A 24,442-nucleotide genomic window follows, 5' to 3' on the forward strand; every position below is an offset into this window, starting at 1 on the left:
CTACTCCGGCCTCCCGGCCCCAGCATTCGACAAGCGCTCAGGCGAGCACTTCTTCGACGGACAGCAGGCAGCGCGGCCCGAGCATGCCCTTCAGCTCGCCGAACAGGTCTGCCGAGATGCGCACCTGCTCGCGCAGCTCGAATATGCGCACGGCGTGCGGCGTGATGAGGCTCAGGTGCACCTCGCTCTCCCCCGGATGGCGCTTCAACGTGGAGCGCAGCTCCTCCATCAGCGGTTCGGTGGCCCGCGATTCCGAGATCGTGAGCTCGAGCGTCGCGATGTCGTCCTGCGCCCCCACGTCGATGGGGCGCACGCCGTACGCGTGCATCGACATGCCGTCGTCGCGCGCATTCATCTTGCCGCGCAGCGCCACGATCGCGTCGGACTGGAGCAGGCTGCCGAACTCCTGGTACGACTTGCCCATGAAGAGCGCCTGCACCTCGCCGGTGAAGTCTTCGAGGGTCACCATGCCGTAGAGGTTGCCTGATTTCGCGGTACGGTGCTGCACGCTGGTGAGCAGACCCGCGAGGGTGACGATCTCGCCGTCGAGGTTCGGGCTGGCCTCCGTGTTCGTCGCCTGTTCGACCGATACCGACGCCTCCTTCGCGAGCACGCTCTCGAGTCCGCGCAGCGGGTGGTCCGACACGTAGAGGCCGAGCATCTCGCGTTCGAACGCCAGCTTGTCCTTCTTCGTCCACTCCGGCCGGTCCGGTACCTGCGACACCGCCTCGGCGGATTCGCCCGATGCCTCGGCCGCCTCGGCGAAGAGGCTGTCGAAATCGAACCCGACGTCGCCCTTCTCCTCGGCCCGCTTCTCCTTCACGACGCTTTCGATCGACTGCTCGTGGATCTCGACGAGCGCCCGGCGCGTGCCGCCGAGGCCGTCGAATGCGCCCGCCTTGATGAGCGACTCCACGGTGCGCTTGTTCAGCGCCGTGAGCGGCACCTTCTTGAGGAAATCGTGGAAGGACTCGAATCGGCCCTGGCCCTCGCGCGCCTCGCGGATCGCCTCGACGACGTGCGCGCCGACGTTGCGCACCGCACCGAGACCGAAGCGGATATCGCTGCCGACCGCCGAGAAGTTCACGAACGATTCGTTCACGGCGGGCGGCAGCACCTTGATGCCCATACGGCGGCACTCGTTGAGGTACAGCGCGAGCTTGTCCTTCGAATCGCCGACGCTCGTGAGCAGGGCGGCCATGTACTCGGCCGGGTAGTGCTCCTTCAAGTAGGCGGTCCAGTAGCTCACGACACCGTACGCCGCAGAATGCGCTTTATTGAACGCGTAGTCCGAGAACGGCAGCAGGATGTCCCACAGCGCCTTGATCGCGGCCTCCGAGTAGCCGCGCTCCTTCATGCCGCCCGAGAATCCCTCGTACTGCTTGTCGAGCTCGGACTTCTTCTTCTTGCCCATGGCGCGACGCAGAATATCGGCCTGGCCGAGCGAGAAGCCCGCCACCTTCTGCGCGATCGACATCACCTGCTCCTGATAGATGATGAGGCCGTAGGTGGTGTTGAGGATCTCCTTCAGCGGTTCCTCGAGCTCCGGGTGGATCGGCGTGATCTCCTGCAGCCCGTTCTTGCGCAGCGCGTAGTTCGTGTGGGAGTCGGCGCCCATGGGGCCGGGGCGGTAGAGCGCGAGCACGGCCGAGATGTCCTCGAAGTTGTCGGGCTTCATCAGCCTGAGCAGGCCGCGCATCGGCCCGCCGTCGAGCTGGAAGACGCCGAGCGTGTCACCGCGGGCGAGCAGTTCGTACGAGGCGTGATCGTCGAGAGCGAGGTGCTCGAGATCGAGCGTCTCGCCGCGGTTGAGTTCGATGTTCTCGAGCGCGTCCGAGATGATCGTGAGGTTGCGCAGTCCGAGGAAGTCCATCTTGATGAGCCCGAGGCCCTCGCAGGTCGGGTAGTCGAACTGCGTGACGATCTGCCCGTCCTGCTCCCGCTTCTGCAGCGGGATGATGTCGATCAGCGGGTCGCTCGACATGATGACGCCGGCGGCGTGCACGCCCCACTGGCGCTTCAGGCCCTCGAGGCCGAGCGCGGTCTCGTACACCTGCTTCGCCTCCGAGTCGACCTCGAGCACGGCGCGGAACTCGGAGGCCTCCTTGTAGCGCGGGTGCTTCGGGTCGGTGATGCCCGAGAGCGGGATGTCCTTCGCCATCACCGCGGGCGGCATCGCCTTCGTCAGCTTCTCGCCCATGCCGAACGGGAAGCCGAGCACGCGCGAGGCGTCCTTCAACGCCTGCTTCGACTTGATCGTGCCGTAGGTGACGATCTGCGCGACGCGCGCGTCGCCGTACTTCTCGGTGACGTAATGGATCACCTCGGAGCGGCGGCGATCATCGAAGTCGACGTCGAAGTCGGGCATGGAGACGCGGTCGGGGTTCAGGAAGCGCTCGAAGATGAGGCCGTGCTGCAACGGGTCGAGGTCGGTGATGCGCATGGCGTAGGCGACCATCGAACCCGCGCCCGAGCCGCGGCCGGGGCCGACGCGGATGCCGTTGTCCTTCGACCAGTTGATGAAGTCGGCCACCACGAGGAAGTAGCCGGGGAAGCCCATCTGGATGATGATGCCGATCTCGTACTCGGCCTGCTTGCGCACCGCGTCGGGGATGCCGTTCGGGTAGCGGTAGTGCAGCCCCTTCTCGACCTCCTTCACGAACCAGCTGTCCTCGCTCTCCCCCTCGGGCACCGGGAAGCGGGGCATGTAGTTGGCGGAGGTGTTGAACTCGACGGAGCACCGCTCGGCGATCGCGAGCGTGTTGTCGCAGGCCTCGGGGAGGTCGCGGAAGATGTGCCGCATCTCGGCGGCGGACTTCAGATAGTAGCCGGAGCCGCTGAACTGGAAGCGGTTCGGGTCGTCGAGCCGCGATCCCGACTGCACGCACAGGAGCGCCGAATGCGCCTCCGCGTCCCGCTCGTGCACGTAGTGGAGGTCGTTCGTCGCGACGAGCGGAATGCCGAGATCCTTCGCGATCTTCAAGAGGTCGGTCTTCACGCGGCGCTCGATCTCGAGGCCGTGGTCCATCAGCTCGCAGAAGAAGTTCTCCTTGCCGAACAGATCCTGGAACTCCGCCGCCGCCTGGCGCGCCTCGTTGTACTGCCCGAGCCGCAGGCGGGTATGGATCTCGCCCGACGGGCAGCCCGTCGTGGCGATGAGGCCCTTCGAATAGGTCTGCAGCAGCTCGCGGTCCATGCGCGGCTTGAAGTAGTAGCCCTCCATCGAGGCGTAGCTCGAGAGGCGGAAGAGGTTGTGCATGCCCTCGGTCGATTCCGAGAGCATCGTCATGTGCGTGTACGCGCCGGCGCCCGACACGTCATCGCCGCCGCCGTCGCCCCAGCGCACGCGCGTCTTGTCGCTGCGATGCGTGCCGGGCGTGAGGTAGGCCTCGATACCGATGATCGGGTTCAGGCCGCGATCCCTGCCCTGCTTCCAGAAATCGAAGGCGCCGAAAGTGTTGCCGTGATCGGTCACCGCGATCGCGTTCATACCCTGGCCGGCGACCGCGTCCATGAGCTGGCCGACGCGAGCCGCGCCGTCGAGCATCGAGTACTCGCTGTGCACGTGCAGATGCACGAACCCGTCTTTTTCGGACACCCGAACCATCCCTCCATCGACGCCCTCCAGGGTACCGCGCCCGACCGGGAGATGCCGCAGCGTCTCTCCGGCTCGGGCATCGCGCCTGGAGAGGCCCTACCCGGCCGGTTCTGCGCCCCTCGGGTCGTCCTCCGCGGCGATGCCGAAGGAGATCGCGAGGCGGGCTGCGTCTTCGTGCAGCTCCGCCATCTTCGCCTCGTACTCGTCCCGGTCGGCGATCGCCTCCTGCCAGAAGTACGCCTGCACGGTCACGAGCACCGGCCCCAGCCGGCTCAGCGACTCGAGGGAGTCCTGGGTGGCCTCCCCCGGTTCGGCGCATGTCACGAATACGACGTCGCCGATCGACTGGCACTCGTCGTCCTGCATCGCCGACATCACCGCGGCGGCATCCTGCGAGCTGCTCTTCTCAGCGATCGAGACTTCGACGCGATGCGACGACCCGTACGAGAACGTGCACCCGACCGACGAGAGCGCGTCGCCGTACGTGTCGCCCGACGAGACGTCGATCTGCCACTCGAGTCCCTCCGAGTAGGGTCGCACGAGCGTGTCGAGCAGCTCCGCGTCGACTCCCCTGCACACGGTCAGCGGCTTGCTCCAATCGGCTTCCACGCCGCCACTCGCGCGCGTCGGCCCGTCCGACCCGCCGCCGGCGCATCCGCTCAGCAGCATTGCGGCGGCCACGGCGATCCCTATGAGAGCTTTTCTCATCCTGCTCAATCCCCCTGCATCTCGACCGGCGGGTCCGCCATGAGCTTCTTCAGCGTGCCGTCTTCCCAGCTGTCGACCATCAGCCGCGCGAGCGGATCGGTCGTGGCCTCGAGGCTGTCGAAGGGTCCGGTGATCGACAGCACGGTCCGATCGGAGAGCGTCACGATGACCTCGTTGAAGTCCGTGCGGAGCTCGGCCCCGCGGTACTCCTCGGCCTCGCTGCTTCGGCGATCCAGGTCTTCGGAGCTGACCACGAGCTCGACATCGATATCGGCGTCGATGATGTCGCCGTATCTGAGGTCGGTCGCGTAGCCGGTGCCGCCGCATTCGAGCGTCGTCCGGCTCCCCTCCACCGAGTACTGCTCGGAGCCGTACGGGTCGATCACGATCTGGTCCGTGAGAATCGGATCGTCCAATGCGTAGATCTGCTCCGCCATGAGGCGCAGCGGCTCCTCGCTCGCATCGGCACTCGCGAAGATCCATGCGCAGAGCGGGAACTCTTGGTTCTCGACGCTGCTCAGCACATCGTCGTCGCTGATCCCGCCCAGCGAGAGTCCGGGCACGCCGCCCGAGCATCCGGTGGTCGCGAGCATTGCGGCGAGCGCCGCGGCCCCCGCGATTCTCAGTGTCTGCGCCATCGTGTTCGGCCTTCCTGTTCGTAGGTTCTGGTGTTCGCCAGGGATCATCTGGTGGTCTGCGGGATGTCCGCGAGTTCGATACCGCCCGCGGGGTCTCGGTAGATACCGGTGACGCTGAGACCGCCGTACGGGTCGACATCGCCTATGAGCACCCAGGTCTCTCCCGCGGCGAGCGGAATGTTGCGGGCGCCACCGGGCTCGTCGGTGCGCGCGGGCGCGAGCGGATCCTGGGCTCCGGTGCGGATGTCGACGATGTCGAGGCCGTCGCCGCCCCAGAACCACAGGCGCTGGTCGAACGTCCCGAGCAGCTCGACCTCGCCGAGCCTCTCGAGCTCCGCCGCCGGCACCTCGAACACGATTTCGCCGGTGTCGAGGTCGATGACGTGCAGCCCGCCAGGGGTCGACATGCCGTTCTCCGTCCTCGTGCCGACGATGGCCGAGAGCAGACCGGTGACGGGGTCGAACACCATCTCGCCCAGAGGCCCCGGCAGCCGCTGCTCGCCGGTCGCCGCATCGAAGATGCCGTCTATCCCCGTACCAGGTGAAGAAGTCGCCGGTGCTCGGCAGCCGCATGACGTCGCGGTCGCTGTGCTCGGCGGTCGAGCGCTCCCATTTCACAGCCCCGTCGCGCAGGCCGAGGCCTTGATAGTTCTGACCGCATTTGATCACGTAGGTGCCGTCGGCACCAATCACCGAGTCGTTGGCGTAGAAGCGGCCATCGCAGGCGCGTTGCCAGAGCAGTTCGCCCGTTTCGAGGTCGATCGCCAGGTACAGATCCTGATCCGTATCCTCATCATGCGCGTCGAGCACGGCCACGCCCCCGAACAGCGAGGTCGACCCCATGTACCCGCGCTCGGGCCCGGGCACCTCGACTTCATGGGTCATGGTGCCGGAGTCGTCGTAGCTGCGCGCCACGAAGACTGACGCGCCCGCCTGCAGGCCGGATGAGCGCTTGCGCTCGAGCGAAGCGGCGATCAGAGCGGAGTCAAACGATGCATCCTGCTGCACGCCGATCGAGCGTCCGTTGATCTCGCGGTCCGGGTCGTTCGGAGGCGTCACTACCCCGGGCATCTCGCTCTCCGCACCGAGGACCGTCGTGCTCACGCCATCTTCGTCGAAGGCGACCGTGCGCGGGCCGAATCGCAGTTCGGCGGGCTGCAGGTAGCCGACGACCCATTCATGGATTCGGAGTTCGTCGAGCCGCCCGTCGAAGCCCTGCGGCTCGGCTTCGACTTCGGAGGCCGCCGGGCGTTCCGCCGGTTTCGCCGGCGGCTCCGCTGCTTCCAGCTCGGACGGTGCGGCGCATGCGGTGAGCAGCAGCGCCTCGATCGCGAGCAGCGATGCTCCGATCGCCGCCACAGGCTTCCTTCGCCGGCCTCTCCGTCCGGCGGTCATGGGTTTGCGGCCCGCTGCATGACTGCCTCCGCCATCGCAAGCATGTCACTCTGAGCGGCGGCGATCTCCGGATCCGCGTACACGCGGATCATGGCGTTCCCTGCGCTCCCATTCACACGAAGCTCGTCGGGGGCAGTGGCGCAGCCGCCGAGCGATTCGAACACTTCGGAAGAGAGCACCTCCGCGGTGCCCGATTCCTCGAATTGGGCGCAGTACTCGGATGCGTCGTACGAGTCGCCGTGAACGATCTGGATCTGCATGCTCGGGCCGCCGTGAGCGGCTTCCCAGCCCCAGAAGCAGTCTTCGGTCCCGTCACCGTATTCGAGCAGTTCGGGCTCGAGCACCAGCCCGTCCAGATATTCGGAGACCAAGCTCTCGATCTCGCCGCATCCGAGAAGATCAATTCGCCCTCATCGAAGCGAGGGGCTGGTCCGTTCGCCGACTCAAGTTCCCCGGTGTGTTCGACGCTTGAGGCGCCGTTGCCAGAGCTCTGCCCCGTGCCAGTACCGCTGCACGCCGCCAAGCCCAGTGATGCGACGCTCGCAACGACGACGGCGAGAACACGCGAGCATCTTCTCCCGGCAGTGCTAGTGCTGTTCCTCGTGAACACGGCCATATGCGAGTTCCCTCCTGAAGGCGGCGCCGATCGTGACGGCTCGACCTCAGGAAACCATCCGCAAGCGCCCGTACGAGCGGGTTCCGATCGCTTCCGAACAATCCGGAAAACCCGGAACCCGAGCCCTTGCCCCGAGAGCCCGGCAGCCGGGTCGAGATCGTCGGCTTCCGTTCGATGGGCCGCCACAGCGACGTTTCCGGGCGGGCTCACAGCGAACCTCATGCCGGCGCCCAGCCGGGCCGCTCCGCACGGCGCTACTGTGTCGCTTGCGGAATCCCTCCGCGACGAGAGCGGCTCCGAGACAGGCGCCGCGCGTGAGGAGGCCGCAGTTGAACGATCCGAGAACCCCGCGGGTCAGTGTCATCATCCCCGTCTACAACTCGATGCCGTACCTCACGGGCACGCTCGAGTCGGTGCTCGCGCAGGATCTCGCGGCACTCGAGGTCATCGCGGTGGACGACGGCTCCACCGACGGCTCGGGCGCGGAGCTCGACCGTTTCGCGGCCCTCGATGCGCGCTTGACCGTCGTGCATCAGCCGAACAGCGGCTGGCCGGGTTCGCCGCGCAATCGCGGTCTCGAACGCGCCTCTGGCGAGTTCGTGTTCTTCATGGACTCGGACGACACGATGCCCTCGCAGGCGTTGCGCAGCATGGTCGAGATGGTCGATGAGGCTGACGACGAGCCGATCGATGTCGTCGTGCCCCGCTTCGTCGGCACCGGAGGGCGCGACGTGCAGTCGGTCTTCAAGACGCACCCGCACGGCACGATGCGGCTCGAACGGGCGATGGAGACGATCTCGCCGCAGAAGCTGTTCCGCCGCGAGATCATCGAACGCGACGGCCTGCGCTTCCCCGAGGAGAAGGTGCGCCTCGAAGACGGCATCTTCGTCGCGAGGGCCTACGTGCTGGCGCGACGCATCGCGTTCTGCGGTCGGGAGCCGCTGTACTGCATCGCGCGCCGCGACGACGGCGGCAACATCTCGTCGAGCGCGATCGACCCGCGGAACTACGTGGAATCCTGTAGGCGCATCGCCGGCATCCTGAGAGCCGGAGTCGCTGACCCGGCGCGCGCCGACGCGCTCGTGCATCAGTTCTTCCTGCGCAAGGGGCTGCGCTTCTACGCGCCGCGCAAGTGGTCGCGCATGTCGCCGAAGCGACGTGCGGTCTGGATCGACCTGCATCGCGAGTTCCTCGACGATCTCGTGCCGGTCGCCCTCGACGCGCACACGACCGACCCGGGCAAGCGGCGCCTCCTCGGGCTCATCCGTGCGGGCGATCTCGCAGGGTTGAACGCGTTCATCGAGGCGGGGCCACGTCTCGCGCACGAGTCGGTCTGCGCTCGCGCGGTCGAGGCGGGGCGCGGCATCGAGCTCGAGGTGCTGGTGCGGGCTCCGGGCCAGGGATCGCCGCTCGTCGACGACCGTCCGAGCCGTGCGCGGCTGCGCATGCTCCGGGCGAACGCGGCCGCCGTGCCGCAGCTGTCGCGCCACGGATCCGTGCGGCGGGCCGGGCGCGCACTGTCGGCCGCGCTCTCGGGCCCGACCCCGAGGTTCTCGCTGCTGCTCGGCGGCCGCCGCGACGGGCGACTGCGCACGGTGCCGGGCACGGTCGTCGGCTACGAGAGCGGCGGCGCCCCGGCGTACCGGGTGCGCTTCTCGCTCTCGCAGGGGCTCTTGCGCACGCTCGGGCGGCAGCGCATCGATCTCTGGACCGCGGTCGAGACGCGGGCGGGGTTCATCGGCGAGCGCACCCGCGTGGGCGCGGGCGGCACGACCGCTGCGGCGTCGACCCCGCGGGTCTACGCGACCGATGCCGGCAATCTCAGCCTGGACCTGCGGCGGCATGTCGATCAGCGGGCGAGCTCGTCGAGGGCGTAGTGCGGCGCGCCGCCCCCGGCTCGAACGCCTCGGGCCCGCGCAGCATCACAGCAGATCCTGTTCCGAGAACAGCGCCTCGCATCGGTCCGCATACTCGGCGAGCACGAGCCCTTCCGCATGGATCTGCTCGATCGGCGGCACGGGATATCTCGGAATCGTGAGGCGCAGGAACACCTTGTCGCCGACGGCTTCGAACTCGTAGCGCCCCGTATCCTGGCCGCGCAAGAACTCGGGCACGGTCTCGCCGTCGTTCTGCAGTATCGGCGAGTAGAGCGCGCAGCTGTCCGCATCCGCGGTTCCGAAGTAGAGCACCTGCGTGCGCGTCGCGACGCCGGGAACGATCGATTTGAGCAGCACATCGCTGACCGCTTCCCACCCCGCCTGCAGCATTTCGGCGCGGAGCGCCACCGGGAAGGCGATCGGTGCGGCATTCCTGAACGGTGCGATCTCCCACACCGGCACCGTGAGGGCGGCCGAATGCAGCCTCGCGAATGCCTCCTGCGCCTCCCCGAGCTGCACCGTATCGCGGGTCACCCCGCCCTCCAGCCGATCGGTCGGCATCACCAGCCGGTCGATGAGCATGTGGCTATCGGCGTCGGGCATGCAGTGCACGGCGACGTAGCTGCCCAGCGGGCCCTCGCCCGCGGTCCAGAGCAGACCCGCGAGCTCCTCGAAGCGACCGATGCCGCTCGCGAGCACCCGCGTCTCCGCGAAGAGCCGGGTCTTCGCAGCCAGATGCGCATAGGTATGCTCCAGCGGCCCCGCGCTCGTATACACCCAGGTCAACCCGCACATGGTGAACAGATCGTCGGCGAGGTTGTCGAGTGACCCCTCGACGACGCCTTTCTTCACCAGCATCATCGATTCCGTCATGGCCCCGCCTCTTCTCCCGGCAGCCGTATCGCCGCCTGTCGTCCTTCGCGCGTCACTCGAATCGTGTGCTCCACAGCATCGGCTCGGCGACGATCGCTTCGCCCGTCTGCCGATCGACCGCGAGGAGCACCGCGTCGCTGACGCTGTACTCGACGGCGGAGTTCGCCGCGACCCAGCCGCCGTTCCGCGCCACGGCGGGCACGGCGATGTAGCCGAACTCGGCGTTCCCGCCGGCGTAGGTGTAGCCCGACGTCCCCGCGCAGACGACGACCGCGAACGACGTCGATTCGCCTTCGAACGCGATGCTGTCGCCCGCGGGGCAGTACTCCTGCGCCACCCGGCTCAGCTGGGGGGCCGCGGGCACCGGTTCTTCGTTCGCGGTCGTCCCCTCGTCTTCGGAGGGCGCTTCGGCGACGCCGTCCGTCGCCGACCCGATGCCGGTCGAGCCGCCCTCGTCGGCCTCGTACGGGATCGACGCCGTCGGGGCGGAGCCGAGCTGCGCGAGCCCGACCGCGGTCACCGCGATCGCGATGACTCCGCCGACCAGACCGACGTATCCGAGCACGAGACCGGCGATGGCGAGTCCCCGTCCGCGCTCCCCGGTGCGCTTCACACGACTGAGCCCGATATGGCCGAGGACGATGCCGAGCGGAGCGAAGAGGAACCCGAAGACCAGCGCCAGCACCGCGGGAGTCGCGATCGGTGCGCTCGGGCCGACACCCGGAGACGGCGTGCGCGGAGGCGGGCTTTGCGCGGAAGCCGCGGCGGGCAGCGGCGGCGCTTGGAAGCGGCCGGCCGCCGGCGCTCGCCATTCGGGGGCCGGCGGCGGGGGCGGCAGGGGCGGGTAGGCCACGAGGCGTCCTCCGACCGACTCAGTTCTCGCGCGTGCAGTGCGGGCAGTTCCATCGCCCGGCAGCGCTCGCGAAATGCGGGTCGATGTAGAACGCCCCACCGCAGTGCCGGCAGGTCACCCGACTCTGCATTCCACCCGACGGGCCGATACTCCCGGTGTACATCGCCATGTGCGCTTCCTCTCTCGTCGCGGCCGCCGCCGACGCCGCATCCGGCGGTCTCCGCATCGATGACCGGGCCTCAGTCAAGCACGCGACCGGCGGGTTCGAGGCCGTTCGGGAGCGCATCGGGAAAGTCGGGAACTTCGAACGCCAGGCTGCCCGGGGACTCGGGCTCGCGGGCGGTGCGCAGCGGAATCGTCCTCGGTTTTCGGACCGTTCGAACACCGTTCGGAAAATTCGAATCCGCATGATTCCGCGGTTTCCCGGGGCATATCCAGCGAGATCGCGGCCGACGCGCATTGCGGCCGCACAGGGGTGGATACGCTATCACCAAGGTTGCGATGATCGTTTCCGCAGGCCGAACAGCGGCGTTCGGCCAACCGTACCTCCACGGCATGAAGGTGAGTATGTCCAGCTCCAGCACCCACGACGCTCCACGGATCCCAGGAGTCGACACCGAGCGCCTCCGTCATCCGGGCCCGGTCGGTTCCGACGGCGGCGCGGACTCGATCACGGCGTTCGCCGCAGGACTGCGCGATCTGCGCTCCGCGGCGGGCGATCCGACGCTCACCGCCCTCAGTTTCGAGACCGACATCTCGAAGAGCGTGCTCTCCGTCGCATTCTCGGGGCGAGCTCTGCCGACTGAACGCACGGTGCTGAAGGTCGTCGCCGCGCTCGGCGGTGATCAGCAGGTCTGGCGTGCCCGACGCGATGCGCTCGATCCGAAGAAGACCCTCCCCGCGACGGCATCCGAGAGCACGCCGGAGCCGCCGGGGCGCCGGTTCTCGCTCCCCCAGACCATCGGCATCGCAGCGGGCGCCGCGATCGTCGCCGCCGTCGTCACCAGCCTCGTCTGGGGTGCGCTGGCGTCGCCCGCGGCCTCCGGGGTCCCGACGCCGGAGAACGCGGAAGGCCCGTACCTCGCGGCCGCGAACGGCGTCGACCCCATGCGCACCGAATGCAAGGACGATGCCGTGATCGCGGCGAGCGAGGCGAAGCTCGACAACCAGGTGCACGTGCAGATGATGTACTCCAACAACTGCCTCGCGGTCTGGGGCCGGGTCACGCGCTACGACAACCAGGCCGAGGGCAATTCGATGACGATGCGCATCTGGCCGATGGACGACCCGCAGAGCGGGCGCAGCCAGTCGCGCTCCGACGTGAATCTGCAGTCGCTCTACACGCCGATGATCGTCGAGCCCGACGTCACGGCGCGCGTCTGCGGGCAGGCCACCATCACCGTGGACGGCCGCACCGAAGACCTCGGGCCGATGCTGTGCATCTGACCGGGAGCCCCGGGAAGGGATCGCCGCCGCCCGCGTTCCGCGTGCTCGGAGTCGGCGTGTGCGCCGCACTGATCGTCGGCGCCGTCGTCGGATGCGTCCCCGCCGGCGACAGCGCCGGAGCGGCATCCGGCGCGCCGGAGTGGGCGGAGTTCGGCCCCTTCGAACGACCGGCCGGCGACACCGCCGAACCGTATCTGACGGGTCCGGGGACGATCCGCCTCCCCGACGGCACTGCCGCCGAGCTCGATGCGAGCGAGCTGCTCGGAGGCGGGATCGCGCTGCCCGCGCGCGACGACTACGAGATCGTCGCCGAGAGCTACTCCTACACGCAGGATGCGGACGGCGACAGCCCCGTCATCGTCGGCATCGTCCAGACCTCCCACGAGATGGTCTATCGGGGGTACTCCGAGTTCGAGCACGTCACCTTCGTGCTCGGCATCAGCGCCGAAGCGCAGCCCCGCGAGGTCTCGCGTACGCGCGTACTCCGGGGCGGGCCGCACGCGGCGGCCTTCGCCGGCCGCTCCGATCTGGGCGTCGTGGCCGTGCATCTCGACGGCGAACTCGTTCCCGGCGGTACGCCCGAGAGCCGAGTGATCGGCGTCGACGCGGTCCGCGGTACGGAGGTCTGGGTCAAGGAGCCCGGATACCCGGTGTACGGCGACGGCACGGCGACGTTCCTCCGCGCACCGGCGCCCGATCGGTGCGTCTCGGATGCTCTCGAATACGATGTCGCGAGCGGCAACGACGAGCAGCGCCGGGAGTACCCGCCTGCGTCTCCCGGCGATCCTGACTGCCTCACACCGGGTGGAGCGGCCGGCTAGCGCGATCGCCGGATCCGATCAGCGCGCGAGCTCGTCGAGCGCGTACTGCAGGTCGGCCGGGTAGACGCTCTCGAACTCGACGGCGTCGCCGGTGCCGGGGTGGCGGAAGCCGAGGCGTTTCGCGTGCAGCCACTGCCGGGTCAACTGCAACCGCTCCGAGAGCGTCGGGTCGGCGCCGTACATGGCGTCGCCGACGCAGGGGTGCCGCTGCGCGGACATGTGCACGCGGATCTGGTGGGTGCGCCCCGTCTCGAGGTGGATCTCGAGCAGGCTCGCGAACGGGAACGCCTCGAGCGTCTCGTAGTGCGTGATGGAGGGTTTGCCGTCCCGGGTGACGGCGAATTTCCATTCGTGGCCGGGATGCCGGCCGATGGGGCCCTCGATGGTGCCTGCAAGGGGGTCGGGGTGGCCCTGCACGACGGCGTGGTAGATCTTGTCGACCTCGCGCTCCTTGAAGGCGCGCTTGAGCCCGCTGTACGCGCGCTCGCTCTTCGCGACCACCATCAGCCCGCTCGTGCCGGCGTCGAGGCGGTGCACGACGCCCTGCCGCTCGGGAGGCCCGGAGGTCGCGATGCGGAAGCCGGCGCCGGCGAGCGCGCCGAGCACGGTCGGGCCCTGCCAGCCGAGCGACGGATGCGCTGCGACGCCCGCGGGCTTGTCGACGACGACGATATCGTCGTCGTCGTGGATGATGCCGAGCTCCGGCACGTGCACGGGCACGATCTCGGGCCCGGTCTTCTCTTCCCACGCGACCTCGAGCCAGCCGTCGGCCGTCAGCCGGTCGGACTTGCCGAGTTCGCGGCCGTCGAGCACGACGCCGCCGGCCTGCGCGATCTCGGCGGCGAAGCTGCGCGAGAAGCCGAGCATCTTCGCGAGGGCCGCGTCGACGCGCTCGCCGACGAGCCCGTCGGGCACCGGGAGGCTACGCTGCTCCATCGCGCTCGCCGTCCTCATCGTCGTTCGGGGCGTCGTCGGCGGCGGCGTCATCGGCGGCGGCGCTCGAGCTGCGAGGGCTGCCGTCGATGGGGATCCCGCGCAGGGTCACGATCATGAAGACCGCCATCCCCGTGACGATGCCGATGTCGGCCACATTGTAGATCGCCGGGTTGAACCCGAGCCACATCCACGGGGTGAGGATGAAGTCGACGACGTGACCCTCGGGAAACCCCGGGGGCCGCATGAGCCGATCGGTCAGGTTGCCGAGCACTCCGCCGAGCAGCAGACCGAGGAAGAGCGCCCAGGCGAACGATGCGAGGCGCTTGAACTGCCAGAGGATCACGACGACCACCGCGGCCGCGAGGATCGTGAAGATCCACGTGGAGCCGCTCGCCATCGAGAATGCTGCGCCGGGGTTCCTGACGAAGTGCCACTGCAGGAAGTCGCCGAACACCGGGACGGTCTCGCCCTCGGTGAGGTGCGAGACGACCCAGTTCTTGGAGAGCTGGTCGCCGGCGTAGACGACCGCCGCGGCGCACAAGAGGAGCAGCGGAGCGAATCGTCGGGTCACCCGACGTCCGACCGCTGCTCCCTCGAGGAGGTCGTCCGCGCGCTCGCTCAGCTCAGGCCTTCAGGAGCGCCCGAGGGCTCGGGCGAGCCGTCGAGGCCGCGCAGCTGCGACTGGATGTACGAGCGCAGCGTCGAACGGTACTCGCCTTCGAAGGAGCGCAGATCCTTGATGCGGCTCTGCAGGTCGGTGCGCTCCTCGCCGAGCAGGCGCAGCTCTTCGGCGCGCTTGCCCTGGGCCTCTTCGACCATCTGCTTCGCGGTGCGCTCGGCATCAGAGATCATCTCGTCGCGCTTGTTCTCGGCCTCGTTGATGAGGCGGTCGCGAGTGGTCTCGCCTTCGCTGACGTGCTTGTCGTGGAGTTCGAGCGCGAGCTGCAGCATCGCGCTCGACTTGACGGCGTCGGGCTGCGCCGCGGTCGCGGGTGCCGGAGCCGCCGCCTGCGCCTGAACGGGCACCGGTGCGGGAGTGTCGACGACGATCGTCTGCTCGGAGGCGGCCACGGTGGGAGCGTCGTCCGAGCTGGCCTCGGCGGCTTCGAGCTTCGCGGTGAGGTCTTCGATCTGCGCACGCAGCTCGGCCTTCTCCTGCTCGTGCTGACGCAACTCCTCGACGATCGAATCGAGGAAGTCGTCGACCTGATCGAGGTCGTAACCGTCACGGAACTTCGTGATCGTAAACTTCTGGTTCACGACGTCTTCAGGGGTCAGTGCCATCGTTCAGTCTCTTTCGCTTTCGGGAGACCACTGCCGTGGTCGAATATCTACGCTAGCAAATAACGGCGGTTCCGCGCAGTGCGGAATCACCACCAGCCGGGAATGATCGCGATCAGCAACCAGCACGCGACCATCGTGAGCATCCAGCCGAGGTCGAGTGAGATGTTGCCGAGCCGGATCGGGGGAAGCACCTTCCGGAACATGCGGATCGGCGGATCCGTGACGGTGTAGATCGATTCGACGAGCACCGCGAGCGCGCCCCGCGGGCGGAATCTGCGGTTCAGCACGGTGACCCAGTCGAAGACGAGACGCCCCCACAGCACAAGGGTGTAGAGCCGGAGCAGCGCTTGGATCGCTGTTCCGACGATGAGCACGATCTCCACGTGCTACGCGGTGGGTGCGACGAAGAATGAGCCGCTCTCGTTCCGTCGATCCTCATCGCTCGACGCCTCGATGTGCTCGGGCGAGAGCAGGAAGACCTTGCTCGTCACGCGTTCGATACGGCCGTTCAGGCCCATCGTCAGGCCGCTCGCGAAATCGATCAGACGCTTCGCGTCGTGCTCCTCCATGCGCGAGAGGTTGATGATGACGGGCACGCCCTCGCGGAAGCTCTCCGCGATGACCTTGGCGTCCTTGTACTCCGACGGGTGCACCGTCAGGATCTCGTTCATCGCCTGCACGGGCGCGGCTTTCGTCGGCGTGACCCGGCGCAGCGGCGTGACCTGTGCGCGCTGGGGTGCGGGTCGCTGTGCGGGGGCCGACGACTTCGCCGCCGGTGCCGGGCTCGCCGCACGGGCAGCGGGCGTCTCCTTCTGCGCGACGGGCTGCGCGCCCTGCTCCTCGAGATCCTCCTCGGCGAGGCCCAGGAACACCATGGTCTTCTTCAGCGGATTGCTCATTTTCTCTCCCAACGGTGAGTTCTTCCGAGACTATCGGGGTTCCGGCCGTTTGCCGGTGATTGCACTGCCGATACGCAGGTGTGTCGCGCCGGCCGCGATCGCCTCCGCGTAGTCGTGGGTCATGCCCGCGGAGATCGCTGTGGCCTCGGGATCGATCGCGCGGAGGCGCTCCGAGTAGCCGGCGAGACGCGCGAACGCGCGGGCCGCGGCCTCCTCCTCGGGCAGCGGGGCGACCGCCATGACGCCGCGCAGGCGCAGCGTCGAAGTGCCCAGGATCTGCTCGGCGAGCGGCTCGAGCGCCTCGGGGGCGGCTCCCCCGCGGCCCGGATCGTTCGTGAGGTTGACCTGGATGAAGGCGTCGATGGGCTCGGCGACCTCCGCCGTCGACAGGGCGTCGACGAGCCGGTCCCGATCGATCGAGTGGATCGATCGCGCGTATTGCGCGGCCTGGCGCGCCTTCTTCGTCTGCAGCTGGCCGATGAAGTGCCAGTGCAGGTCGAGGTCCTGGAGCTCGGCGGCCTTCGCCTGGGCCTCCTGGTGCCGGTTCTCGCCGACATCGCGGACCCCGAGCGCCGAGAGCCCGGCGACGAGGCTCGCGGGGTGGAACTTCGTGACGACGATCAGCGTCGTCTCCTCGGGCGCTCGGCCCGAGGCGCGGCAGGCATCGACGATGCCCGCGCGCATCGAGGCGAGGCGCTCGGCGAGGCCGGGCTGCGTGTCCGTCACCGAGACCGCCTACTTCAGGAAGTCGGGGATGTCGAGATCGTCGTCATCGTCGCCGTCGAACGCGGGGTCGGTCAGCTGCGCCTCGACCGGCGGGTTCGAGAGCACCTCGCCGAACTGGCCGGTCGCCGACTGGTCGGCCTCGCCGCGGTTCGCGTTGAACCCCTTGAAGCCGAGCCCGGTGGCCTCGCCGCTCGCGACGGCCGCCGCCGTGTGCGAGTTCTGCGACGGGACGTCGTCGATGCTCTCGATGTGGCTGCCGCGACGCCCGCGCTCGGGCGCCGGAGCGGACGCGACCTGGTCGATGTCGAAGCCCGCGGCGATGACGGTCACGCGCACCTCGTCGCCGAGGGTGTCGTCGATGACCGTGCCGAAGATGATGTTGGCCTCCTGGTGCACGACGTCCTGCACCAGCGTGGAGGCCTCGTAGATCTCGCTGAGCGCGAGGTTCGACGATCCCTGGATGGAGAGCAGCACGCCGTGGGCGCCCTCGACCGAGGCCTCGAGCAGCGGCGAGGCGACGGCGAGCTCGGCCGCCTTGATCGCGCGGTCGGCTCCACGCGCCGAGCCGATGCCCATGAGGGCGGAGCCCGCCCCCTGCATCACGGATTTCACGTCGGCGAAGTCGAGGTTGATGAGACCCGGCGTGGTGATGAGGTCGGTGATGCCCGAGACGCCGGCGAGCAGCACTTGGTCGGCGGCGGCGAATGCCTCGATCATGCTGATGCCGGGCTCGCTGATGTCGAGCAGGCGGTCGTTCGGCACGACGATGAGCGTGTCGACGGCCTCGCGCAGCGTGTGCACGCCGGCATCGGCCTGAGCCGCGCGGCGCTTGCCCTCGAAGCTGAAGGGGCGGGTGACGACGCCGATGGTGAGCGCGCCGATCGACTTGGCGATGCGCGCCACGACGGGGGCCGCGCCGGTGCCGGTGCCGCCGCCCTCGCCGGCGGTGACGAAGACCATGTCGGCTCCGGCGAGCGCCTCTTCGATCTCCTCGGCGTGATCCTCGGCGGCGCGACGGCCCACCTCGGGGTCGGCGCCCGCACCGAGACCGCGGGTGAGCTCGCGGCCGACGTCGAGCTTGACGTCGGCGTCGCTCAGCAGCAGGGCCTGGGCGTCGGTGTTCACGGCGATGAATTCCACCCCGCGCAGGCCGAGCTCGATCATGCGGTTGACGGCGTTGACGCCGCCGCCGCCGACGCCGACCACCTTGATCACCGCGAGGTAGTTCTGGTTCGTTGACACCTGGTTCCTCCGCCCCTAACTCTCAACCTCTACCTGAAGTTAAGTGTTAGTATCGCCGTATACGTTTCCTGGGCACCAAGGTATGCGGCATTGCCCCGCGCGCCTCGCAGACACGCCGAATTCGACGGCGAACTTTCCGAGACGCGCTCCGAAGCGCCGCCTCGACGCCGCTACCGGAAGACCGGGGCCTCGGACGACGAGACGTCGAGATAGCTCACCGGCCGCTCGGCGAGCGACGAGAACATGGTCGTGAGCACGATCGCCTTGCGCGCCGTGTCCTCGGGACCGCCCCACATCACCTCGGCGCCGTTCGTCAGGGCGAGCAGCACGTCCTGCCCGCTCGACGCCGACACCGCGGTCACCTGCGCGCGCAGTTCGGCCGGCATGTCGCGCAGCACGCGCGCCGCCGAGGCGAATGCCTCCGAACCGAGATCCTTCGCCCGCCCGTCGGCGACCGGAACGCCCGCCGGCGGCGCCTCCGCGCTGCCGACCAGCACCCCCGCCGCATCGTAGAGCTGATAGGCGCCGTCGTCGCCGATCGAGATGACGGGCACCCGCTCCTCGATGCGCACGAGCAGCGTGTCGGGCGGAATCCGCTCGACCGCATATCGCTCGACCAGCGCGAACGGCTCGAGGGCGCCGCGCACCTCGCCGTCATCGACGAGCGCCAACGGCGTGCCCGAGAAGCGGTCGAGCGCCTGCTGCAGGTCGGCGGGGTTCACGGCCGACGCGCCCGAGATCTCGATGTTGCGCACCGACATCACCGGCGTGAACACCCCGGCGAGCACGAAGATCGCGAGCGCGAGAACCGCACCGCCCGCGACGAGCCACCACCGTCGCCGCCTGCGCGAGGCGAACGAGAACCGGCGCCGCTCGCGGCGTTCGCGGCGCTTGAGCTGCCGCTGCGCCGTGCGCATGCGCTGCTCGGCCTCGCGCACGGGGTCGGCCGAGCGGTTCGCTCGAGCGAGCGCCCCGCCGCCGGAGCGCACTTCGCTGAGATCGACCGTCGCGGCGAGCTGCTCCCCCGCTCCCTCGCCGTCGGAATCGGGTGCCGACGGCGCCCGCTCCGTCCCGGACGATGCTCCGCCCTCGGCGGTCCGCTCCCGCTCGGGAGTTTCGGGAGTCTCCGGATGCTCCGGCGAAACCGCGGCACCGGGCGCATCCGCGGCATCGAAGGCGTCTGCATGCGTGGAGGGCTCCGACGCCGCCGGCGCGCCCCGCTCCGCCCGGTGCCCCCCGAAGAACCCTGACACGGTACGACGGCGCGCGGGCGCGTCCGCGCGCACAGGAGGTTCCCGCCGCTCGGGGGCGCGATCGAAACCGCTCGGTCGTTTCATCGCGCCGGCTATCGGCCTTCGGCCTCGAAGCGCCCGCGCAGCGCCTCGACGACCTGCGGGATGATCCGGTAGACGCTGCCGCAACTCATCGTCACCATGACGTCGCCCGGTCGGGCGATCTCGGCGAGGTAGTCCGCCGCGCGCTGCCAGTCGTCGATGTAGGCGACGCGCGATGCATCGTGAAAGTCGTTCGACACCAGGGCGCCGGTGACTCCCGGCACAGGATCCTCGCGCGCACCATCGACCTCGAGCACCACGGTGTGGTCCGCGCGGGCCTCGAGCACCTCCGCGAACTCGCGATGGAACATGCTCGTGCGGCTGAAGAGGTGCGGCTGGTGGATCGCGATGAGGCGGCCCTCGCCCGACACGGCGCGGGCCGAAGCCAGCAGCGCGTCGACCTCGGTCGGGTGGTGGGCGTAGTCGTCGTACACGCGTACGCCGCCGACGTCGGCGTGGAGCTCGAAACGGCGCTTGGTCCCGCCGAACTCGCCGACTGCGGCGATCGACCGCTCGGCGTCGTAGCCGAGGCCGGTGAGCGCGGCGACCACCCCGACGGCGTTGACGGCGTTGTGCCGGCCGTAGATGCCGAGCGAGCCCGCGTAGCGCACCCCGTCGATCTCGACCTCGTAGCGCACGGGGCCGGAGTCGTCGATCGAGACGATGCGCACATCCGCACCCTCGGACTCGCCGAAGGTGCGGATGGCGGGCAGCCGCGATCCCTGGCCGCGAAGCGCCTCGAGCGCCGCGAGCACCTCGCGCGTGCCCGCATCGTCCGCGGAGATGACCACGGTCTCGCCGGCGCCGGCTGCGAAGTCGACGAACGCCTGCATGAAGTTCTCGCGCGAACCGTAGAAGTCGAGGTGCTCGGGGTCGACGTTCGTGATGAGCGCCACGGCGGTGTCGTAGATCAGGAACGATTTGTCGCTCTCGTCGGCCTCGATCGCGAAGATCGGGTCGCTGCCCGAACCCGACGACGCGCCGAGCGACTCGATGATGCCGCCGTTCACGAACGACGGGTCGACGCCGAGACCGAGCAGCCCCGTGACGAGCATGCCGGTCGACGTCGTCTTGCCGTGGGCCCCCGCGACCGAGACGAGCCGGCTGCCGCGCGTGAGCCAGGCGAGCGCGTGCGAGCGGTGCAGTACCGGAATGCCCTGCGCGAGCGCGTACTGGTACTCGGGGTTGTCCTGCCAGAGGGCGCCGGTCACGACGAGCGTGTCGGCATCGCCGACGTTCGCGGCGTCGTGGCCGATGAAGATCGTGATGCCGAGCGCCTCGAGCGCCTCGGTCGAGTAGTTGGCCGAGCGGTCAGAGCCCGTGACCGTGACGCCCGCGACATGCAGCATGCGCGCGATGCCGCTCATGCCCGAGCCGCCGATTCCCACGAAGTGCACTCGTCCGAGCTGTTCGGGGATCTCGAGTTCCAGATCCGGATAGATCATGTGGCCTCCTAGCGGCGCGAATCGACACTCCAGCGTACCGCCTCGGCCTGCGAGCGCGCCGCGACCGCGCCGCGCTTCTGGCCGCTCTTCGGGCCGCTCCCGGAGCCGTTCTCGGCTGCGCTCTCAGCGGCGTACGATCTCGACGTCCGGGCGCGGCACGAGCGGAGCCGCGAGGAGCGGAGCGAGCGCAGTGCAGGCGAGGGCGGCCGGAATGCCGATGACGCCGATCGCAGCGCCGACGACGGGCCCGACGGCCGCGGCGGCCAGGAACTGCCCGGTGTTCTGGATGCCGAGCGCGCGCCCCGCCCATCCGGGCCCGGCGAGCTCTGCGACGGCCGTGAACGCGAGCCCGTTATCGGCGACGCTCACGCAGCTCGCCACGACATACGCGACTGCCGCGGCGGCGCTCCACTCGGCCCAACCGAACGTCGCGGCCAGCAGCAGCGTCGCGATGCCGACGACGGCGACGATGCGCAGCGGCCCGAGGCGCGACCCCGCACGGTCGCTCCAGACGCCGACGACGATGCGGCCGGCGGCGCCCATGAACTGGGCGAGGGCGACGAGGGCGCCCGCGGCGAGCGCGCTCCACCCGAAACCGACGGTGAACCACACGAGCCCGAAGGTGGAGAGCGCGAACTGGGGCACGACGAGCAGCACCGACACGGCGTGGATGCGGGCGAGCGCACCCGACCCTCGATAGGGATTGCCGACGGCCGCCGCACTCGGTGCCGCCCGTTCGGGGTCGCGCACGATCAGGGCGCACACACCGAGGCTGAGCACCGTGAGCGCACCCCCGAGGCCGAGCGCCCCGGGCAGACCGAAAGCGGTCGCGAGCGGGGGCACGCCGAGCGCTGCGACGGCCATGCCGAGCGGCTGGCACGTCTGGCGGATGCCCATCGCGAGCCCCCGTCGCTCGGGCGGGAACCAGCCGGTGATGAGCCGCCCGCTCGCGCTGTTCGTGCAGGCCGAGGCCGCACCGCTCGCGACGAGCGCGATGCCGAGCACGGCGAAGCCGTTCCCCGCCGCCGGCACGACCAGCGGCACGAGCATCGACGCCGCCACGGTCGCCGTTGTGAGGGCGAGACCCGCGAGCAGCACGCGGCGCTCGCCGAAGCGGTCGGTGGCGGCGCCCCAGGCGACGAGAGCGGTCACGAGGCCGAGGTTCGGCGCCCCCGCGAGCATTCCCGCCGCGGCGAGGCTCATGCCCTCGCTCGCGTGCAGGTACGGGATGAGGAACGCGGGCGCCGCCGCGACGACGGTGGTCGCGGCCTGCGCCAGCACCATCGCGGCGAGCATCAGCCAGAGGCGGGCTGGGACGTGCATGGGATTCTCCGGTCTCCGAGCGTGGACCGGCACGACGAACGGCACCGCGTGCGGGGCGCCGGTCGGTCTCAGACCCCGCCGCGGCTCCGAAGCAGGAGGTTCCGTGGCATGGTGACGATTCTAGCGCGCGACGAGCGCGGCGCGACCACGCTACTGTTCGCACCCGAACTTCGGCTTTCACCCGCATTTCGGAGCAGAACTGGGGTTTCCATCCGAACGACGGGTGAGAGCCGAAATACGGGTCGGCCGAAGGGACTGGAGCACCGCCGCACACTCCTCCACAGGCCGCCGAATTCCGCAGCATCGCCCAGTTCTCCACATTCGCGCATTCCCGGTGTTCTCGCGCATCGAAATCGCCGATGCTCGGTCGTGTGGACCTCAGAACTGCGCTGCGCCGCGCGAACGGCGTCACCCGAACGGGGCTGCTCCTGCGTACAGGGATCACCCGTACCGAACTCCGATCGGCGTTCGCGAACGGCGCGGTGATCCGCCCGCGCCGCGGCTGGGTCGCCTTGCCGTCGGCCGACCCCGAACTGCTCGCCGCGGCGAGGCGCGGCGCCGTGGTGAGCTGCATCTCGCAGGCGCGCAGGCTCGGGCTCTGGGTGCTCGCCGCCTCCGACGCGCCGCACTACGCTGCTCCGCGGCCGGACAGCCATATCGTCGCCGGCCCCGGCACGGTGCATTGGCGCGCACCGCCGCTGCCCCGGCCGCCCGAGATGCTCGAGGACCACCCGGAGAACGTGCTCGCGCTCGTCGCCGAGTGCCAGCCGCACGAGGCGGCGCTCGCCATCATCGATTCCGCACTGAATCAGCGCATCGCCTCGCTCCCGGCGCTCGAGCGGTTGCGGATACCGCGGCTCGACGACCTGCTGAGCGAGGCCTCGCCATTCGCCGATTCGGGCCTCGAGACGCTCTTCCGCACCCGGCTCGGCTGGCTGCGCATCGCGATCCGCGCGCAGGTGCATCTGCTCGGGCACCGCGTCGACTTCCTGCTCGGCGAACGCCTCGTGGTGCAGATCGACGGCAAGCAGCACTCGGGCGTGCAGCGCGACGCCGACATCCTGCACGACGCGCGTCTGCGGGCCGAGGGGTACACGGTGATCCGCGTGACCTACGCCCTCGTCGTGCACCGCTGGGAGGACGTGCAGAGCCTGGTGCTCTCGGCGGTCGCCCGGGGTCTGCACCTGCGGCGGGCCCGCTGACGAACGCCGGCATCCGAGCATGCGCCCGTATTTCGGCTCTCACCCGTACTTCGGAGCACAACAGGGGCTTCCATCCGAACGACGGGTGAGAGCCGAAGTTCGGGCGATGAGCGCCGGGCGCGAACGGCGTTCTGCGGGCGCGGGGCCTAGGCGAGCGCCTCGCGTACGAGATCGAGCAGCCGCTCCGTACCGTCCAGGGATCCGGCCGCGCGCGCCCGCTCCCCCATCTGCGCGAGCCGACCGCCGTCGGTGAGGAGGGGCAGCAGCACGGTTTCCACCCAGGCGGGGGTCAGTTCGGCGTCCTCGACCAGCAGCGCGCCGCCGGCCTCGACGGTCGATGCAGCGTTGAAGCGCTGCTCGCCGTTGCCGTGGCTGTACGGCACGAACACTGCGGGGATGCCGAGGCCCGAGATCTCGCTGACCGTGGTCGATCCGGCGCGCGACACGACGAGATCGCATGCGGCGAACGCGAGATCCATGCGGTCGCAGTACTCGATGACCGAGTAGCCGTCGATTCCCGGATCTTCGATCTCCGTGAGCCCGCCCCACACGTGCAGCACCTGCGCCCCCGAGCCGGTGATCGCCGGGGCCGAACCCGAGATGCCGCGGTTGATGGCGCGGGCGCCAAGCGATCCGCCGGTCACGAGCAGGGTGCGCTTGTCGGGGTCGAGTCCGAAGTGCTCTCGGGCGCTTTCGCGCAGCGCGGCGCGGTCGAGGCCGGTGATCTCGGGGCGCAGCGGCATGCCCGTCACTCGCGCATGGGCGATCGGCGTGCCGGGGAAGGTGACGGCGACGTACTCGGTGCTGCGCGCCCCGAGCTTGTTCGCCATGCCGGGTTTGGCGTTGGCCTCGTGGATGACGACGGGTACGCCCTCCTTCGCTCCCGCACGGTAGGCCGGCGCGGATGCGTAGCCGCCGAATCCGACGACGACGTCGACGCCGCGCGCCCGGATGAGTTCGCGGGTGCGCCGCACGGCGCGGGCGAAGCGGACCGGGAATCTGAGCGCGTCGAGGTTCGGGCGGCGCGGGAACGGCAGGCGCTCGATCGTCACGAGTTCATAGCCGCGCTCCGGGACGAGGCGCGCCTCGAGGCCCTCCTTCGTTCCGAGCACGACGATCTCGGAGCCGGGCTCCTCCGCGCGGATCAGGTCGGCGAGCGCGAGCAGGGGGTTCACGTGGCCGGCGGTGCCCCCGCCGGCGAGCAGATAGGTGGTCACCCGTCGATT

23 protein-coding genes are annotated in these 24,442 nt (G+C 69.5%); 5 read left to right on the plus strand and 18 right to left on the minus strand.

The features are described from left to right. Positions 1–37 precede the first annotated feature (37 nt). The 4 genes from dnaE to NHL51_RS11815 form a co-directional block, all read right to left on the minus strand. Positions 38–3,547 (minus strand): DNA polymerase III subunit alpha, encoded by a 3,510-nt coding sequence (dnaE, locus tag NHL51_RS11800; RefSeq protein WP_434144112.1) that lies wholly within the window; start codon positions 3,545–3,547, stop codon positions 38–40. A 147-nt stretch (positions 3,548–3,694) separates the two neighbouring features. Next, positions 3,695–4,306, minus strand: a complete 612-nt coding sequence (locus tag NHL51_RS11805) for a hypothetical protein (protein ID WP_434144017.1) — start codon at positions 4,304–4,306, stop codon at positions 3,695–3,697. A 5-nt stretch (positions 4,307–4,311) separates the two neighbouring features. Next, positions 4,312–4,944, minus strand: a complete 633-nt coding sequence (locus tag NHL51_RS11810) for a hypothetical protein (RefSeq protein ID WP_434144019.1) — start codon at positions 4,942–4,944, stop codon at positions 4,312–4,314. Positions 4,945–4,988: 44 nt separating this feature from the next. Next, the gene (locus NHL51_RS11815; protein WP_434144020.1) at positions 4,989–5,351 is read right to left on the minus strand and encodes a hypothetical protein; all 363 of its coding nucleotides are present in this window, start codon (positions 5,349–5,351) and stop codon (positions 4,989–4,991) included. Between NHL51_RS11815 and NHL51_RS11820 the strand changes: the two genes are divergently transcribed. Further along, a complete protein-coding gene (locus tag NHL51_RS11820) occupies positions 5,350–5,868 on the plus strand; it encodes a hypothetical protein (RefSeq protein ID WP_434144021.1) in 519 nt (172 codons plus the stop codon). The two genes, NHL51_RS11815 and NHL51_RS11820, sit on opposite strands and share 2 nt — an antisense overlap. A gap of 467 nt (positions 5,869–6,335) precedes the next feature. On the opposite strand, the gene NHL51_RS11825 is transcribed toward NHL51_RS11820, so the two are convergent. Further along, positions 6,336–6,599: a hypothetical protein gene (locus NHL51_RS11825; RefSeq protein ID WP_434144023.1), complete on the minus strand. Its 264-nt coding sequence runs from the start codon at positions 6,597–6,599 to the stop codon at positions 6,336–6,338. A 685-nt stretch (positions 6,600–7,284) separates the two neighbouring features. Between NHL51_RS11825 and NHL51_RS11830 the strand changes: the two genes are divergently transcribed. Next, positions 7,285–8,832, plus strand: coding sequence for a glycosyltransferase family 2 protein (locus NHL51_RS11830; RefSeq protein ID WP_434144024.1), 1,548 nt, complete (start codon positions 7,285–7,287; stop codon positions 8,830–8,832). A gap of 45 nt (positions 8,833–8,877) precedes the next feature. Here the strand turns inward: NHL51_RS11830 and NHL51_RS11835 are convergent, their stop codons facing one another. Both NHL51_RS11835 and NHL51_RS11840 read right to left on the minus strand, forming a co-directional pair. Beyond that, positions 8,878–9,705, minus strand: a complete 828-nt coding sequence (locus tag NHL51_RS11835; RefSeq protein ID WP_434144025.1) for a hypothetical protein — start codon at positions 9,703–9,705, stop codon at positions 8,878–8,880. Positions 9,706–9,757: 52 nt separating this feature from the next. Further along, positions 9,758–10,558 (minus strand): DUF4190 domain-containing protein, encoded by an 801-nt coding sequence (locus tag NHL51_RS11840; protein ID WP_434144027.1) that lies wholly within the window; start codon positions 10,556–10,558, stop codon positions 9,758–9,760. A 567-nt stretch (positions 10,559–11,125) separates the two neighbouring features. Here NHL51_RS11840 and NHL51_RS11845 point away from each other — a divergent pair. Beyond that, positions 11,126–12,004 carry a DUF2690 domain-containing protein gene (locus NHL51_RS11845; RefSeq protein WP_434144029.1) on the plus strand — a complete coding sequence of 293 codons (879 nt, stop codon included), beginning with the start codon at positions 11,126–11,128 and terminating at the stop codon, positions 12,002–12,004. After that, positions 11,995–12,825 carry a hypothetical protein gene (locus NHL51_RS11850; RefSeq protein WP_434144031.1) on the plus strand — a complete coding sequence of 277 codons (831 nt, stop codon included), beginning with the start codon at positions 11,995–11,997 and terminating at the stop codon, positions 12,823–12,825. The genes NHL51_RS11845 and NHL51_RS11850 overlap by 10 nt, the downstream gene beginning before the upstream one ends. 18 nt (positions 12,826–12,843) lie before the next feature. Here the strand turns inward: NHL51_RS11850 and NHL51_RS11855 are convergent, their stop codons facing one another. The 10 genes from NHL51_RS11855 to NHL51_RS11900 all read right to left on the minus strand — a co-directional run bounded on the left by NHL51_RS11855 (position 12,844) and on the right by NHL51_RS11900 (position 22,014). Then, positions 12,844–13,761, minus strand: coding sequence for an RluA family pseudouridine synthase (locus NHL51_RS11855; protein ID WP_434144033.1), 918 nt, complete (start codon positions 13,759–13,761; stop codon positions 12,844–12,846). After that, the gene (gene lspA, locus NHL51_RS11860; protein ID WP_434144035.1) at positions 13,748–14,332 is read right to left on the minus strand and encodes a signal peptidase II; all 585 of its coding nucleotides are present in this window, start codon (positions 14,330–14,332) and stop codon (positions 13,748–13,750) included. The genes NHL51_RS11855 and lspA overlap by 14 nt, the downstream gene beginning before the upstream one ends. 47 nt (positions 14,333–14,379) lie before the next feature. Next, entirely contained in the window at positions 14,380–15,045 is a 666-nt protein-coding gene (locus NHL51_RS11865; RefSeq protein WP_434144037.1) for a DivIVA domain-containing protein, read from the minus strand. Positions 15,046–15,131: 86 nt separating this feature from the next. Then, positions 15,132–15,428 (minus strand): YggT family protein, encoded by a 297-nt coding sequence (locus NHL51_RS11870; protein ID WP_434144039.1) that lies wholly within the window; start codon positions 15,426–15,428, stop codon positions 15,132–15,134. A gap of 3 nt (positions 15,429–15,431) precedes the next feature. Next, on the minus strand, positions 15,432–15,944 hold the full coding sequence (locus NHL51_RS11875) for a cell division protein SepF (RefSeq protein ID WP_434144041.1): 513 nt from the start codon (positions 15,942–15,944) through the stop codon (positions 15,432–15,434). 30 nt (positions 15,945–15,974) lie between these two features. Continuing rightward, positions 15,975–16,628, minus strand: coding sequence for a YggS family pyridoxal phosphate-dependent enzyme (locus NHL51_RS11880; protein WP_434144113.1), 654 nt, complete (start codon positions 16,626–16,628; stop codon positions 15,975–15,977). A gap of 51 nt (positions 16,629–16,679) precedes the next feature. Then, positions 16,680–17,912: a cell division protein FtsZ gene (gene ftsZ, locus NHL51_RS11885; RefSeq protein WP_434144043.1), complete on the minus strand. Its 1,233-nt coding sequence runs from the start codon at positions 17,910–17,912 to the stop codon at positions 16,680–16,682. Between the two features lie 170 nt (positions 17,913–18,082). Next, positions 18,083–19,198: an FtsQ-type POTRA domain-containing protein gene (locus NHL51_RS11890; protein ID WP_434144045.1), complete on the minus strand. Its 1,116-nt coding sequence runs from the start codon at positions 19,196–19,198 to the stop codon at positions 18,083–18,085. Positions 19,199–19,257: 59 nt separating this feature from the next. Continuing rightward, complete coding sequence (gene murC, locus NHL51_RS11895; RefSeq protein WP_434144047.1) at positions 19,258–20,691, minus strand: UDP-N-acetylmuramate--L-alanine ligase; 1,434 nt, start codon at positions 20,689–20,691, stop codon at positions 19,258–19,260. Positions 20,692–20,814: 123 nt separating this feature from the next. Continuing rightward, positions 20,815–22,014 (minus strand): MFS transporter, encoded by a 1,200-nt coding sequence (locus NHL51_RS11900; protein ID WP_434144048.1) that lies wholly within the window; start codon positions 22,012–22,014, stop codon positions 20,815–20,817. 371 nt (positions 22,015–22,385) lie between these two features. On the opposite strand from NHL51_RS11900, the gene NHL51_RS11905 reads away from it, so the two are divergent. Continuing rightward, the gene (locus NHL51_RS11905) at positions 22,386–23,216 is read left to right on the plus strand and encodes an endonuclease domain-containing protein (RefSeq protein ID WP_434144050.1); all 831 of its coding nucleotides are present in this window, start codon (positions 22,386–22,388) and stop codon (positions 23,214–23,216) included. 146 nt (positions 23,217–23,362) lie between these two features. Here the strand turns inward: NHL51_RS11905 and NHL51_RS11910 are convergent, their stop codons facing one another. Beyond that, entirely contained in the window at positions 23,363–24,433 is a 1,071-nt protein-coding gene (locus tag NHL51_RS11910; RefSeq protein ID WP_434144052.1) for a UDP-N-acetylglucosamine--N-acetylmuramyl-(pentapeptide) pyrophosphoryl-undecaprenol N-acetylglucosamine transferase, read from the minus strand. Positions 24,434–24,442: the final 9 nt, after the last annotated feature.

It is taken from the genome of Leucobacter sp. gxy201 (genome assembly GCF_051043335.1).
Classification (GTDB): Bacteria; Actinomycetota; Actinomycetes; order Actinomycetales; family Microbacteriaceae; genus Leucobacter.